At 55.9% G+C, this 15150-nt stretch carries 16 protein-coding genes; 14 read left to right on the forward strand and 2 right to left on the reverse strand.

The annotated features are described in order from the left end of the window. Positions 1-8: 8 nt before the first annotated feature. The 13 genes from ccoO to ccoM all read left to right on the forward strand — a co-directional run bounded on the left by ccoO (position 9) and on the right by ccoM (position 10483). Entirely contained in the window at positions 9-614 is a 606-nt protein-coding gene (gene ccoO / locus G565_RS0105915) for a cytochrome-c oxidase, cbb3-type subunit II (RefSeq protein ID WP_028670113.1), read from the forward strand. Positions 615-618: 4 nt separating this feature from the next. Beyond that, positions 619-801 (forward strand): CcoQ/FixQ family Cbb3-type cytochrome c oxidase assembly chaperone, encoded by a 183-nt coding sequence (locus tag G565_RS0105920; RefSeq protein ID WP_028670114.1) that lies wholly within the window; start codon positions 619-621, stop codon positions 799-801. Next, complete coding sequence (gene ccoP, locus G565_RS0105925; RefSeq protein ID WP_028670115.1) at positions 798-1697, forward strand: cytochrome-c oxidase, cbb3-type subunit III; 900 nt, start codon at positions 798-800, stop codon at positions 1695-1697. The genes G565_RS0105920 and ccoP overlap by 4 nt, the downstream gene beginning before the upstream one ends. Positions 1698-1791: 94 nt before the next feature. Beyond that, entirely contained in the window at positions 1792-3201 is a 1410-nt protein-coding gene (gene ccoG / locus G565_RS0105930; RefSeq protein WP_028670116.1) for a cytochrome c oxidase accessory protein CcoG, read from the forward strand. A 75-nt stretch (positions 3202-3276) separates the two neighbouring features. Then, positions 3277-3783 carry a FixH family protein gene (locus G565_RS0105935; protein WP_028670117.1) on the forward strand — a complete coding sequence of 169 codons (507 nt, stop codon included), beginning with the start codon at positions 3277-3279 and terminating at the stop codon, positions 3781-3783. Further along, positions 3714-6191: a heavy metal translocating P-type ATPase gene (locus G565_RS0105940; protein WP_157600010.1), complete on the forward strand. Its 2478-nt coding sequence runs from the start codon at positions 3714-3716 to the stop codon at positions 6189-6191. Before G565_RS0105935 ends, G565_RS0105940 begins: the two co-directional genes overlap by 70 nt. A gap of 37 nt (positions 6192-6228) precedes the next feature. Beyond that, a complete protein-coding gene (gene ccoS, locus G565_RS0105945) occupies positions 6229-6471 on the forward strand; it encodes a cbb3-type cytochrome oxidase assembly protein CcoS (RefSeq protein ID WP_028670119.1) in 243 nt (80 codons plus the stop codon). After that, positions 6468-7112 carry a sulfite exporter TauE/SafE family protein gene (locus tag G565_RS23175; RefSeq protein ID WP_051207441.1) on the forward strand — a complete coding sequence of 215 codons (645 nt, stop codon included), beginning with the start codon at positions 6468-6470 and terminating at the stop codon, positions 7110-7112. Before ccoS ends, G565_RS23175 begins: the two co-directional genes overlap by 4 nt. Positions 7113-7122: 10 nt before the next feature. Then, a complete protein-coding gene (locus G565_RS23180) occupies positions 7123-7713 on the forward strand; it encodes a gamma-glutamylcyclotransferase family protein (protein WP_051207443.1) in 591 nt (196 codons plus the stop codon). Positions 7714-7770: 57 nt separating this feature from the next. After that, positions 7771-8313, forward strand: a complete 543-nt coding sequence (locus tag G565_RS0105960; RefSeq protein WP_028670120.1) for an adenine phosphoribosyltransferase — start codon at positions 7771-7773, stop codon at positions 8311-8313. A 94-nt stretch (positions 8314-8407) separates the two neighbouring features. Continuing rightward, on the forward strand, positions 8408-9370 hold the full coding sequence (gene ttcA / locus G565_RS0105965; protein WP_037337915.1) for a tRNA 2-thiocytidine(32) synthetase TtcA: 963 nt from the start codon (positions 8408-8410) through the stop codon (positions 9368-9370). A gap of 117 nt (positions 9371-9487) precedes the next feature. After that, positions 9488-10228 carry a fumarate/nitrate reduction transcriptional regulator Fnr gene (gene fnr / locus G565_RS23185; RefSeq protein WP_051207445.1) on the forward strand — a complete coding sequence of 247 codons (741 nt, stop codon included), beginning with the start codon at positions 9488-9490 and terminating at the stop codon, positions 10226-10228. Between the two features lie 138 nt (positions 10229-10366). After that, a complete protein-coding gene (gene ccoM, locus G565_RS27575; protein ID WP_281168917.1) occupies positions 10367-10483 on the forward strand; it encodes a cytochrome c oxidase subunit CcoM in 117 nt (38 codons plus the stop codon). A gap of 49 nt (positions 10484-10532) precedes the next feature. On the opposite strand, the gene nudC is transcribed toward ccoM, so the two are convergent. Together nudC and G565_RS0105985 are read right to left on the reverse strand one after the other, a co-directional pair. After that, entirely contained in the window at positions 10533-11348 is an 816-nt protein-coding gene (gene nudC / locus G565_RS23190) for an NAD(+) diphosphatase (protein ID WP_051207447.1), read from the reverse strand. A gap of 44 nt (positions 11349-11392) precedes the next feature. After that, the gene (locus G565_RS0105985) at positions 11393-14050 is read right to left on the reverse strand and encodes a bifunctional acetate--CoA ligase family protein/GNAT family N-acetyltransferase (protein ID WP_028670122.1); all 2658 of its coding nucleotides are present in this window, start codon (positions 14048-14050) and stop codon (positions 11393-11395) included. Positions 14051-14145: 95 nt separating this feature from the next. On the opposite strand from G565_RS0105985, the gene G565_RS0105990 reads away from it, so the two are divergent. Further along, positions 14146-15084, forward strand: coding sequence for a histone deacetylase family protein (locus tag G565_RS0105990; RefSeq protein ID WP_051207449.1), 939 nt, complete (start codon positions 14146-14148; stop codon positions 15082-15084). Positions 15085-15150 lie beyond the last annotated feature (66 nt).

The following is a 15150-nucleotide window of genomic DNA, read 5'->3' on the forward strand; positions in this document are numbered from 1 at the left end:
CGGATACAATGCAACACGAAACGGTTGAAAAGAACGTCGGCCTGATGGTCGCACTGGTGTTGGTAGCCATCAGCTTTGGCGGTCTGGTCGAGATTGTGCCCCTGTTCGCTCAGGATGAAGTGACCGAACCCATCGAAGGCCTGGAGCCACACAACGCTCTGGTGCTGGAAGGTCGTGATATCTACATTCGGGAAGGTTGCCACGTGTGTCACACCCAAATGGTGCGACCGCTGCGCGCTGAAGTAGAGCGTTACGGGCCTTATTCGCAGGCCGGCGAAGACGTCTATGAACACCCTTTCCTCTGGGGTTCAAAACGCACCGGTCCCGATCTCGCCCGCGTCGGTCAGCGCTACAGCGACGAGTGGCAGAAAGCCCACTTATACAACCCACGCTCGGTCGTTCCCGAGTCCAACATGCCGGCTTTTCCCTGGTTGTTTGAATGGACCGTGGATGGATCTAAAACCGGCGCTAAAATGGCGGCTCTGCGCCGTGTAGGGGTGCCCTACACCGATGAACAGATTGCCAACGCCGAGAGTGAAGTCGATGGCGTGGCAGAGATCGATGCGCTGGTTGCCTATTTGCAACAGCTCGGCACGCTTGTGACAGGCCGCTGACCCTATGGATATTAACGATTTCAGAGGCCTGGCCACGATATTCACCATGGTAGCGTTCTTCGGCATTGTGATTTGGGCATACAGCGGCAAGCGCAAAAAGAAATTTGACGAAGCAGCCAATCTGCCATTCGAAGACGAAGCGTTACATAAGAAGACCCAAGCCAGGACAGGAGACGACAACAAATGAGCAGTTTTTGGAGTGCTTACATCTTTATCCTGACGGGTATCTCGATCGTCGGGCTGGCTATTCTGATTACCCTGACCCGGCGCATGAAAGACCCGGGCGGCGAAGGGGCATCCACGACAGGCCATAGCTTCGATGGCATCGAAGAGTTCAACAACCCATTGCCTAAATGGTGGTTGAACCTGTTCTGGATCACCATTGTGTTTGCTGTGCTTTATCTCATTGCTTACCCGGTTGGTAATTGGGATGGCGTGCTCAACTGGACCTCACAAAAAGAACTGACTGACGCCCAGATTGCCCACGATCGCCGGTATGGCGAGATTTATGAGCGCCTGGCCAGCATGCCGGTGGAAGATCTGTCAGATAACCCCCAGGCCATGCGTATTGGTCAGCGATTGTTCGAAGACAACTGTGCCCTGTGTCACGGCCAGGCAGGCCAGGGAAGCTATGGCTTCCCCAACCTGACTGACAATGACTGGCTGTACGGTGGCAGTGGCGAGACCATCAAGGCCAGCCTGGTCAACGGCCGGCGTGGCCAGATGCCAGCCTGGGGTGACGCACTGGGCGCGCAGGGCGTGCGGGCAGTAACCGAATATGTGATGCAACTGTCTAACCAGGACAACGTCAATGCATCGCTCGCTCGTCAGGGTGAAGCCTTGTACAACGCCTCCTGTGTCGCCTGCCACGCTGAAAACGGAACAGGCAACCAGGGCCTGGGTGCCCCCAATCTCACCGACAATGTCTGGCTCTACCGGATTCCCGGCGAATCGATTCGGGATTCAGTACAATACACTCTCAATAATGGTCGGGCCGGAAACATGCCTGCCTGGCAGAACATTCTGGGTGAAGAGCGAGTGCACATTTTGGCCGGTTACGTTTACAACATGAGCAATCAGTAAATAATCTCCTCCCCGGGGAGCAGACCTCTGCTCCCCGCTAATGGGTTTAGGAAACAATCCGGTTGTTCCCCAAGCCTTTTAGTAAGTTCGGACAATGACCCAAAAAATTGAAGTCAAAGACGTCACGGACAACGCCGTTAAAACGGTCGACCTCTACCAGGAACGTGAAAAAATCTATGTCAGGCGAATCAAGGGATTCTATCGTTCCTTGCGCGTCTATGGTGGTGCCCTGCTGTTTGCTGCCTATTTTGGCACCCTGTGGCTGAACTGGAACGGTCGCCAGGGCGTCTGGTTTGATTTGCCCAGCCGCCAGTTTCACGTCTTCGGCATCACTTTCTGGCCACAGGATTTCATGCTGTTGTCATGGGCGTTGATCATCTGTGCCTTCGCGCTTTTCTTTATCACCGTGTTTGCCGGTCGCGTCTGGTGCGGTTATACCTGCCCGCAAAGTGCGTGGACCTGGATATTTATGTTCATCGAGGAAAAGACCGAGGGCAAACGAAACGCTCGTATAAAACTCGATGAACAACCCATGACCTGGTTAAAGTTTGGCCGCAAATTTGCCAAACATCTGCTGTGGGTATTGGTCGCACTGGCAACTGCGGTCACCTTTGTCGGCTACTTCACACCAATCAGGCAACTGATTCCAGACCTGTTTACCTTCGATACCAGCGCCTGGGCGGTTTTCTGGATTGCCTTTTTTACGTTGGCGACTTATGGCAACGCTGGCTGGCTGCGCGAGCAAGTGTGCATTTACATGTGCCCCTATGCCCGTTTCCAGGCCGTTATGTTCGACCAGGATACGCTGATCGTCAGTTACGATGAAAAACGAGGTGAAGCCAGAGGGTCGCGCCGTCGGGGCATTGACCCGCAAGAGCTGAACCTGGGTGATTGCATCGACTGCGATTTGTGCGTTCAGGTTTGCCCGACCGGCATCGATATTCGCGATGGCCTGCAATACGAGTGTATTGGCTGCGCCGCCTGTATCGATGCCTGCGACAGCGTCATGGACAAAATGGGCTATGAACCTGGCCTGATTCGTTACACCACGGAGCATGCACTGGAAGGTAAGCCATCTCGCATACTGAGACCGCGGCTCATTGGCTATGCAGTGGCGCTGACCATCATGATGGTATTGTTCGCCTGGGTAATCGCTACCCGGGTACCCCTGGAGATGTCGATTGAACGGGGCCGCGGTGCGCTGCACCGGATCACCCCTCAGGGAATGGTCGAAAACAGTTACAATATCCAATTGATGAACATGTCCCAGGTTGACCGCAGCTATACCTTAAGTGTTAGCGGGCTCGAAGGCGCGGAACTGATTGCTCCGGAACAAATCGATGTCATTGCGGGAGGAGAGGTGGCGTTTACCGCGAGACTTGTATTGTCTCCCGATGACCTAGCGCTGCCGAATAATGACGTGTTCTTTACCGCCACAGCAGTGGATGACGCCCAGATCAGTACGGACACTGAAAGTCGTTTTTTTGGCCCGGCAAATTTCTGATTTCCGGTCAACGCTGCCCATTTCGAACCCTGTTGCGGCGCATCTGCGTCGCCTGATTGTTTTTGGAGAACCTGAGTGAATCAAACCGCGATAACGCCCTGGTACCGGCAATTCTGGCCATGGCTGGTGTTTAGCCCAATGTTGTTTGTGGTACCCGCCGGTATCTGGATGATCTATATCTCAGTCGTGACCAGCGACGGTTCAGTCATAGACGATGTCTACAAGGATGGCCGCAGCTATATCGTCAGCACCGAAGCAGACGATCTGGCTATTGAGCTGCAGCTACAGGCTCAAATGCAAATGATCGGAGACCGCATCAGTTTGCGTTTGGACGGCAACCTGGAGTCCTGGCCTGAAACGCTGGTCTTGCTATTCGTGTTCGATGCACATGCTCAGCGCGATGTCGAAATAACGCTAAACCGGACGCCAGGTGGTCGTTATACGGGTCTATTAACCGAGTCGATCGAAGGCCAGCGTTCCCTGTTATTGCAACCCTCCGACAGCAAAGCCAATTGGCGGCTGCATGGCAATGTCACGCTGCCCAGCAGCACGATCCAGACGCTGCAACCCCGGGTGCGATGAACCGGGATTGCTTTCACTGTGGCTTGCCAGTATCCGATGAACGTTACCGGCTTAGCGTCGCAGAAGTCTCCCGTACTTTCTGCTGCGCTGGCTGTATGGCGGCGGCTCAGACCATTTTAGACAATGGGCTGGAGGCCTATTATCGCTTTCACGACCCGAATCAGGCACCGGCGTCCCCTCCCGTTTCCGATACGGAGCGCGACAAACTGTTGCTGTATGACCGGCAGGACGTTCAGTCGGAGTTTGTCAGCCGGTCCGATCCTCATAACCTGACAGCCACCCTCATGATCGAGGGCGTCAGTTGCTCAGCCTGCAGCTGGTTGATCGAAAAACACCTGACACAGTTGACGGGCGTATCCCAGGTTCACTTTAACCAAACCAGCCACCGCTGCCAGGTAACCTGGAACCCTGACCAGCAGACACTGAGCAATATCTTTCTGGCCTTGTTTAGCCTGGGTTACCGTGCCCACCCCTACCGGCCGGATCAGGAAGAAGTGCTGCGTCAGAAGTCTCAGCGTCACTATCTATTGCGGCTTGGCATTGCCGGCATTGGCATGATGCAGGCGATGATGAACGCAGTGGCTATTTACAGCGGCAGCATGACCGGAGGCACTGAGCTGCTGGTCCGCTGGGCCAGTCTGGTCCTCACCATACCGGTGGTTGTCATTGCTGCCGGTCCATTTTTCAGGTCGGCCTGGCGCAGCCTGAGAGCTCGCCATTTATCGATGGATGTATCCGTGGCCCTGGCCATCGGCTCAGCCTTTGCGGCCAGTCTCTGGGCAACGCTGAGCAGCGGTGGTGAGGTGTACTATGAATCAGTCAACATGTTCACTTTCTTTCTGGTCCTTGGCCGTTTCCTGGAGTTCCGGGCTCGCAACACCGTGCACGCCAGCGGCAACGCACTGGCCAGCCACTTGCCGGCCACCTGCGAGGTTTGGCGGGACGGTCAGTGGCAGCGCCAGGCTTTGCGCGACATTCAACCCGGCGAACGCATTCTGGTTCAGGCCGGTGAGCTGTGTCCGGTCGATGGCACTGTCAAAACTGGACACAGCGATTTTGACGAATCCCGATTGACCGGCGAGTTCAAGCCGCGCAGCAAAGCTCCGGGCGACACGGTGCTAGCAGGCACTCTGAATCAAAGCCAGGCGATCGAAATCGACGTTGAACGCACGGGGCAGGAAAGTTCAGCCTCCAGCGTGATGCAACTGCTGGAGCGGGCCGCGAGTGAGAAGCCGCGAATGGCCGAACTGGCCGACCGCGGAGCTCACTACTTTGTCGGCTCCACGTTACTGATCACAGCCCTCATTGGACTGATCTGGCTCTGGGTTGCACCAGACAGAGCTTTTTGGGTGGTCATCAGCGTTCTGGTAGTCACCTGCCCCTGTGCTCTGAGCCTTGCAACCCCTACGGTACTGGCACAGGCGACCAACAGCCTGCGGCAGCGTGGTCTGATCATTACTCGCGGCCATACCCTGGATCAACTGGCTTCGGTGACAGACCTGGCGTTTGATAAAACCGGCACCCTAACTGAAGGTCATTTTGTATTAACCGGTGTTCACCTTGAAGCAGAGGCCGAGCGCAAGGGTTATACCCGCGCGGACCTTATCGGTGTGGCGGTTGAACTGGAACGCACCAGTGAACACCCCATAGCCCGGGCGTTCAAACAGGCTCAGGCGAAAGGCGCCCATTCGTCTGAACTGTTCGATCATCAGCGTCACCCGGCAGCCGGTCTGTCTGCGCGTGGTGAGTCCGGACAGTGGCGCCTGGGTCACCGGGCATTTGCCTGTGAGGGTTCAGCGAGCCACCCAACGTCACAATCCGGAACAGTCTGGCTCAGCCTTAACGGTGTGACGCTGGCGGCATTTTCACTCAACGATGACCTTCGCAGTAGCGCGCTGCCCGCCTTAAACGCCCTTGAAACCCTGGGTGTTCGCTGCCACATCCTAACCGGCGACCCCAGTGGAGAGCTGGACCCCCGACTGGCCTATCTGCGTCAAAAAGGCCGGTTTAACTATGGGCTCAGTGCCGAACAAAAACTGGACTGGGTCAACCAGCAAGCCCGTCAGGGTGCACAGGTGGCGGTGGTTGGCGATGGCATCAATGATGCCCCGGTACTGGCCGGTGCGCCGGTATCCGTCGCCATGTCATCCGGAACGGATCTCGCCAAACAAGCCGCTGATGCCTTGTTGCTGAACGAAAACCTGTCAACATTGGCGCTGGCTATTGTGGTCGCTCGTAAAACCCGGCGCATCATCCGGCAAAATATGATCTGGGCTCTGCTGTACAATGGCCTGGCTCTGCCGTTAGCCGCCCTGGGTTGGGTAGCCCCCTGGCAAGCGGCCATCGGCATGTCGCTCAGTTCCCTGCTAGTGGTCGGAAACGCCTTGCGCCTCAGACGCATAGCATGATCCGGCCTGTAGACACCTTCTCCGACGGAGCACAATCATGGATATTCTACTGTTGTTGATTCCGGTTAGCCTGCTATTGCTTTCAGTGGGCGGCGTGCTGTTTTGGTGGACAGTCAACAGCGGCCAATATGATGATCTGGACAGCCCCGCTCGCCGCATTCTGTTTGATGATGACAGTGATATGGTGCCTGGCCGACACCAGAAGTCGGATTCAGCCATCGATTCACCGAACACAGAGAGGGAGGCGAAGGCCGATCAACAAGGATCAACCGGCTCATGATGGTCGATGCACTATCTGCCTTTTTGATCGGCATTATCTCCGCAGGGCATTGCCTGGGAATGTGCGGAGGACTGACCCTGGCATTCGGAGTTAACAGCAAGGGCACAGCTGTTCTGGCAGCCTATAATTTGGGCCGTATATCCACGTACACAGGCCTTGGCTTTCTAATCGGTGCCGGCCTGGCCTGGCTACCAGCCAGTGCTATCCCTGTATTACGATTAATCGCCTCTGCCCTGCTGGTGTTGATTGCGCTCTACTATCTGAACATCGCCTCCTGGATAACCCGGGTGGAACACCTGGCGCTGCCGCTGTGGCGACGTGTGCAACCTCTGGCCAGGCGCTGGTTGCCTGTCACCCGGGTGCGACAGGCTTACCCGCTGGGACTGGTTTGGGGGTTTTTACCCTGCGGTCTGGTCTATTCAGCCCTGGGATTTGCCGCAACGGCTGCTAACCCCTGGGCCAGCGCCAGCCTGATGCTCTGCTTTGGGCTGGGTACCCTGCCCGCTATGATGCTGACCGGTGCCGCAGCCCGCCCCTTCCAGCGTGGATTGAACCTACCCTGGGTGCGCAGATTGCTCGGCATCAGCCTGCTAGCCCTTGCCACCTGGCTAGCCTTCCAGGCCATTTCCATGGGTCATTAGGAGAACCATCATGCATTATATCTTTGGTTACGGCAGCCTGATCTGTGCTGACAGCCGAAGCCGAACCGGTATCAGCGGACTGGCTTATGCCGTTGAAGTCAGCGGCATCGCCAGGCGCTGGTCGGTACCGGTGCCAGATTATGGCGCTACTGCACTGGGCGCCCATCAAGACGACCAGGCTCATTGCAACGGTGTGGTGTTTGCGGTCGATGAAGACAACCTGGCCAGGTTTGACCAGCGCGAGCAAGGCTATGACCGAGTCCGCATAGACTGGCGCCAGGTCGACAACCTGAGTCAGACGCCACTGCCAACGCACCATACCCTGTGGGCCTATGTAGGCACCCAGGCGGACCATCCTTTGCCAGAACGCCCGATACTGCAAACCTACCTGGATGTGATACTGAACGGTTGCCTGGCGATCAGTCCTGATTTTGCCGAACGCTTTATCGATTCAACGACACCCTGGCAACATTTGCACGATGACCGTCAGGCCCCTGGCTATCCGCGTGCCCTGGCCGACCACCGTAGGCACCCCGATATTGATGCCCTGTTACAACGTACCTTGCCGGCTCTGGTCAGTGCTCGAAGCAGAGTCTGCTAGACTCATCAGTTCAGCGCCGCCAGACGACCTGTATACACACCGACCCGGAGAATCACGATGCGATTTGACCAGATCACCCTGAAAAACAGGATCAAAAGCTACCCGGACTGGCCTGTAACCGGCATTACTTTTCGCGACCTGACACCCCTGTTCAATGATAACCGGGCTCTGCATCTATGCGCGCATGCCTTCGTCGAGCGGTATCTTGAGGCAAACATTACCCACGTTGCCGCACTGGAGGCACGTGGCTTTATTCTGGGCAGCATCATTGCCTATCAGCTCAATCTGCCCATTATTCTCGTGCGCAAAGGCGGAAAACTGCCGGGAGCGGTCGCCAGCGAAGACTTTTCCCTGCCTCATGGCAAACGCAGGCTTGAACTGCAAAAAGGCAGCTGTGGTGATGGCGATCGGGTCCTGATTTTCGACGACCTGATTGCAACGGGCGGTTCAGCACTGGCCGCCTCGACACTGATTCAGAGTCAGGGCGCTCGCGTGGTTGAAGCCGCGGCTGTGGTAGACCTACCCGACATGGGCGGTGTCGAGGTGCTGGGCGAAGCCGGCATTCCAACGTTTACCCTGCTTGCTTATGAAGGGAGCTAGAGACTTTTTCTGCACAAGGCTTGTCCCCGGCGGTCGTAGGTGGTAGAAAACGCGCCCGCATTGTTGCTACAGCCACATAGGTATGGATTCAGGCATGACCGTCACCACACACCACGCCCCATCAGGCGCTGAAACTGAAACCTTAACAGAGCCAGCGTCGGATTCGACCCCGGTAACCGCCGAGAAGAAGGCCAAAACCGAGTTCAACAAGGTTCAGAAAAGACTGCGCCGGGAAACTGGCCGGGCCATTGCCGACTTCAATATGATTGAAGAAGGCGACAAAGTCATGGTGTGCCTCTCCGGTGGCAAAGATTCCTATACCCTGCTTGAGATCCTGATCAGCCTACAGCGCAGTGCCCCGGTTGTTTTTGAACTGATCGCCGTGAATCTGGACCAGAAACAGCCCGGATTCCCGGAAGACATACTGCCCAATTACCTGAAGCAACGTGGCGTGCCCTTCCACATTTTGGAGCGGGATACCTACAGCATCGTGCAGGAAATGGTGCCTGAAGGTAAGACTACCTGCGGCATCTGCTCACGCCTGCGTCGCGGCACCATCTACGCGTTTGCCGATCAGATTGGTGCCACCAAAATTGCCATGGGCCACCACCGTGACGACATCATGGAAACCCTGTTTTTGAATATGTTCCATGGTGGCAAACTCAAGGCCATGCCGCCAAAACTGCTGAGCGACAGTGCCACTAACGTCCTGATCAGACCCCTGGCCTACTGCCGGGAAGCTGACATTGAACGCTATGCAGCGTTCATGGAGTTCCCGATTATCCCCTGCAATCTGTGTGGCTCTCAGGAAAACCTGCAGCGCCAGTCAATTAAGGCCATGTTGCGTGGCTGGGAAAAGCAGTTTCCAGGCCGGGTAGAGAACATTTTCAGGGCCATACAGAACGTGGCTCCGTCGCAGTTGGCCGATCGTTCACTGCACGACTTTGTTTCGCTGCAGGCAACCGGTATCCCAATGGCGTCCGTCAGTGACAGCGGTGAATTCAGTCCGATGGCACAAACCTCGGTCAACACCTGGGCTCCTGAAAGCGAGCAGTAAGGCGGGCGACGCCGCTTTACCTGCGCCGGGCTGGTAATGGCCGTTGATTCAGCTACCATGCCTGATAGACAAAACAATCCTCATCCCGGGGGCCTAACCGCACGGAGCCAGTCCAACGTGAAGCTGAATACACATTGCAACACCTGCAGCCTGCACCCCTTGTGTCTGCCGCTGGCGCTGAACGGCCAGGAAATGGACAAACTTGATTCCATTATCCGACGCGGGCGCCCGGTTCATAAAGGTGACGTCCTGTTCCACCAGGGTGAGGAGTTTCACTCTATTTTTGCCGTGCGAACCGGCACCATCAAAACCTACACCCTGACTCAGGAAGGTGAAGAGCAGATTACGGGTTTTCACCTGGCCAGTGAATTGGTTGGACTCGATAGCTATGACGCCATTAGTTACACCGCGACTGCCAGGGCACTGGAAACGTCCAACATTTGTGAAATTCCGGTCGACCGGCTCGATGATCTGTCTGGCCAAATGCCAGAATTGCGCCGTCATCTCATGCGACTGATGGGCAAAGAGTTGCGAGAAGAGCAAAAAATGATGTTGTTGCTGAGCAAAAAGAGTTCGGAAGAACGGCTTGCTTCCTTTTTGCTCAACCTGGCGGCACGTTACAAGCGACGCGGCTATTCTGGAACCAGCTTTCGTTTGACCATGTCACGCGGCGATATTGCCAACTATCTGGGCATGGCCGTAGAAACGGTCAGTCGGGTATTCACCCGTTTTCAGAAACAGAGCATTCTGGGCGAGAGCGACAGTGCCAAAGACATCGTTATTGAGGATTTCACCGCCCTGACCAAGCTGGCCAGTCTGGCCGATTGCGAGCGTGTCGAACTCGGCATCAGCGCCTGAGTCACAGACCAGCCTCCGCCGCCCGGGAACGTTGATACAGATCAAGTATCCCGGCTGTTTTCCCTGACTCGCGTCAAACCTCCCATCCAAACGACTCCCTATACTGTGCTCAAACATAGAGCACAGAGGAGTCTGATCATGTATATGGACACAGTCGTATTCGCTAGCCTGCTAACAGTGGGTCTTATTGTTGGCTTTATGGGTATCTGGGGGTACGTGGTTTATAAAGGTCTGCATAACGATCACGAAAAATAGCCCGGTTATCGCTTAAACCCTGGCAGCAAGCTCTGCCAGGCGGGTCACACTATACCGTCCCGGCCTTCCTGGCCTGACGGTAGCGATTGATCAGCCACCCGGCAATTGAAAACCCGGGTGGCACGGTGGGCAATGCATCCAGTGAAAACCAGCCCGCATCGGCTATTTCGTTTTCCTGAAGCCGGATGTCACCGCCGTTGTAATCGGCCCAGTAGCCCAACATCAATTGATGGGGAAAGGGCCAGGTCTGGCTGCCCTGATAGCGTAAATTCGTGACTTCAACGCCAACCTCCTCCCGTACTTCGCGGTGCACTGCGTGCTCGGCCGACTCACCGGTTTCTATAAAACCCGCCAGCGTGCTGTACCAGCCACGCGAACGGTTACGCACGCCCTGGGCCAGCAATACCTCTGATCCGCGAGTAATCAGGACGATGATGCAGGGACTGACTCTTGGGTAGAATCTAAGACGGCAAGGGTCACATACCATGGCAGGTTCACCAGCCAACGCCAGAGTAGGTTGTCCGCACTGGCCACAAAAACGGTGCTGGCGTCGCCAGTCAAGCAAACCCCGCGCCCGGGCGGCCAACATAAAGGCTGTTTCACTGACCGAGGCGACGTCACGCAAAGCCTGGGTCCGTAAACCGCCTGAGGGATGCAGCCGTGCCGTGTAATAGCTGTGTCCATCCAACAGGCCAACAAACTCTTCCTGTTCCCATTCAAACTGGCAAGCCTGACGCTGATGAATGTGGCTATCGCCGTTCAGTACAAGCTCATCGCCCAGCCAAAGCATCAGACGGTCTGCCGGCGCTGGCGCCGGCGCTTTGCCCGGCAGTTCTATGTTGTGTTGACCCAATTCGTATAGCACTTACTCGCCTCTGTTATCGGGGGTTGGTCCGCCCGGCCGGCGCCTTAGACCTGGCTACCGGGTGCAGACAACGATAATGTCAGACGGACAGTACCGTCTTGTTCATGATGGGCTTTGAAGCCAAATCGACGCCCCAGCATTAACATGGGAATATTCTCCGGCAATACGTCCGCGACGACACTGGCAATCTTCTGTTCAGCGGCATAGGCCAGCGTTTTTTGCATCAGCAGACGACCCAGACCGGTACCCTGAAACGTCGACTCGACCATAATAGCAAACTCCATTTCATTGGTATTGACGTCCGTCCAAAGCCGCATTTCACCGACGATGGCGCGCTTCGACAGAGCAACAAATACCATTTCACGGCGATAATCAATCTGGCACAGAGTTGCCAGTTCACGGTGTTCAAAGTGCAACCGGCTGCCAAAAAAACGCAAGCGCAAAGAATCGGCATCAAAACGACCGTAAAACGCTTTTAACTGTGGCTCATCTTCTCCTTTAATTGGCCTCAGAATAACAGACTGATCGTTCTTCAGGGTAACGGACTCAACCAATTCACTCGGGTACGGATTCAATGCCGGCCGCTGGGGCTCACCAATGCACGCCGCGACACCAATCACCAGTAAGCCTTCGCCGGGTTGCAACAATACGTTGGCTTCAAGCCCGGCCAACTGAGGCCAGTCTATGACCATCTGTGACAATGCTTTCAGCGCCCGCACCAATTGGGCCAGGTCCTGATCCAGATTCTCACTGCGCTCTGCCAACACCTGATAACCGTGCGAACGCATGATCATCTGTCGCGCCAGTGAGCTGTTCAATGGCGGCAGTGCGACCTGGCGGTCAGCCAGCATGTCGGCCCGGGATCCGCCCTCCCCAAATACAATCAGCGGGCCGTAATCATCGTCACGGGTCATCCCCAGGCTGAATTGGAGGTGGTCGATCTTGCGCCGCATGGGTTGTACGCCCCAGCCCAGGGTTCGGCTGTCCGGAAATTGCTCTCCTTTTTCAGCAGCCAGTGACTCACGGGCTTCACGCAGTGCGGCTACATCGGCAAGCTCAATGCGAACACCACGCCAACGTTCGGATGGGGCTTCGTTGTAAGCAAACGGAAAGCAATACGCTTCATGAACCAGACGCAGAGATGCCGGAAAATAGCGTGGCGTGAGGCGCTGTATAACCTGCTCAAAATCAACACCAAAGGTACTGTCGACGAGAGTGAATCCATACAATCGCATCAGTGCCCGGGCTTCAGCCCAGGTAAAGTAACGGCGGCCCTGGTCATCTATCTGACGAAACAGATCCTGCCCCTGCTGTCGATCCGGAGTGAACCCCAATGAAGTGGAACTTGGGGTCTCGCGCAGACGCTCCTGGGCGAGTTCGTGTTTGGCCACTGTAAAGTAGGCTTCAACCGCATCGTTGGGAGAATCGAAGTTCAACAAGCCGGCTTTGTCGAATTCTTTGCGCGCCTCGACAATGCTCACACCGCCCATGAAACAAGTCAGGAACATGCGTCTGCTGCGCTTTATATAAGGCTGTAGTAATCGAGCCACATCGGTACTGTCGGAGCGCTTATTGGGGCTATGTATAACCAGAATGCCGCCGATCGCCGGATCCCGTTCAAGAACTTTGAGCACATCGAGATAGTCTTGCCCGGTAGATTCCGGAGGAAGAATGGCCGGGTTATAACCGGTTTCCTCCGCATACCAGAGCGTTGGCAATTGTGCTTTATGGCCCTTAATTTGGGCTAATTCGCCCCCCAGAGACTGTAATTGCTGACTGGCAAGCATGGCAGTCCCCAGGCCATTACTGACAATAGCCAGGTTCGCCCGGTGCAGCGGCCTGGCCCTGGACAGCACTTCCAGACCACTGAACAAACCATCGGCACTGTCAACCTGCAGCACGCCAGCACGGTTGAAATACTCATCATCCACCGGACGTCGATCCACCAGTCCAGGAGGTACGCTACGCCTGGCCTGAGTACGAATCGCCAATACCTTTTTGGAACGAGCTGCAGCACGCATTGCTATCAGCAATCGGTTGGCATCCCGGATATGTTCCAGGTGAATCAGAATGGATCTTACCCGACGGTCTGTGGATAAATGATCGACAATATCAGAGATACGCAGGTCAGCGCTTGAACCAACCGTCATGAAGTGCGAAAACCCGATACCGCGAGCGCCTGCCCAGTCGAGCAGAGCCGATCCAAGAGAGGCCGAGTGCCCGACATAAGCCGACTGCCCCGGCAATGCGTTGAGGTGAGCAAAACTGGCGTTCAAATGCTCGTCTGGCACCAGAATGCCCAGACAATTCGGTCCGAGAATGCGAATATTCAGTTCCCGGGCCAAACTCAATATTCGCTCATTGCGAGCCGTTCCCAGTGACTGCCTGCGGGATAACCCGCCCGTTAGAATAATGGCGGCTCGAATGCCAACCCGGCCCAACTGACGTAATACCCTCATGAGCGATTCAGGGGGGAGGCAAATGACCGCCAGGTCAACCGGCTTACGAATTTCACGCACATAGCGATACGCCGGATAGCCAAAAACCGAGGTATAGCCTTTGATATTCACGGCATAAAGTGGGTGTGGGTACTCACTCTGGTGAAGGTTCTGGATCACCACGGCGCCCATACTGCCTTCCCGTTCCGATGCCCCGATGACTGCGATGCTTTTGGGTTGAAAAAAGTTACTCAGGTCGGGCATGCTACCACCAAAGTCGAAGAGGTTTGGGTCGGGTGCACAGTGGCCCCCCGACTAATGTAGTCGTATACTGCCTTGCCTTTCAACGGTGATGCCTGATGATTCCAACAGCCTTACTCCATCACGCGGTTTACCACTTACACGACATGGGAAACGACCATCCCGAGTCGCCCCAGCGCCTGGATGCCATTCTCAACCAGCTGGAGTCCAGTGGTGTAAGCCAGCGAATGACCCAGCTCGACGCCCCCCTGGCCAGCAAAGAGGCGGTGCTAAGGGTGCACCATCCGATTTATGTTGAGCAGCTCGACCGGATCAGCCCCTCTCACGGCCTGATTCAGGCAGACCCGGATACGTTGATGGGCCCTTATACCTGGGAAGCGAGCTATCGCGCCGCGGGTGCTGGCATTCAGGCTGTTGACGATATCATGGCCGGTCACTACCAGCGGGCATTCTGTGCAGTACGTCCGCCCGGTCACCATGCTGAGCCAGCCTCTACGATGGGTTTCTGCTTCTTCAACAATATTGCAGTTGCCGCCCAGCATGCCCGCCATCATCACGGGCTAAAGCGAGTGGCGATTATCGATTTCGATGTACACCAGTGCAACGGTACCATCGAAGCCTTTGCCGACGAACCGGATGTGCTGGTCTGCAGCAGCTTTCAACACCCATTCTACCCGAATACGCACTGGCAAAGTGAACACCCGCACATGATCCTCACGCCTCAGGTCGCTTTTGCCACCATAGACGACGTTAAGGAAGACTGGGAGGCTCGCTGGAAGCCTGCACTGCAAGCTCACCGACCAGAAATGATCTTCATATCCGCTGGTTTCGATGCCCACACACTCGACCCCATGGGCCAGCTAAACTGGCAAACCGATGATTACTACTGGATCACCCGGGTGCTAATGGAACAAGCCGAGCAGCTGTGTTCGGGGCGGGTCGTTTCAATGCTGGAAGGTGGCTACCATCTCAAAGCCCTGGCCGAGTCGGCTGAGCAACACATTCGGGCAATGATGGGGCTTGAGTCGAAAGACTAGTGCACTGTAACAGACTAAACAACGCCCCGGTCGCTGCGCACTAACTGAAATGCCCAGGCCCGGGGT

It is taken from the genome of Saccharospirillum impatiens DSM 12546, assembly GCF_000423605.1.
GTDB classification, from domain to species: Bacteria; Pseudomonadota; Gammaproteobacteria; order Pseudomonadales; family Natronospirillaceae; genus Saccharospirillum; species Saccharospirillum impatiens.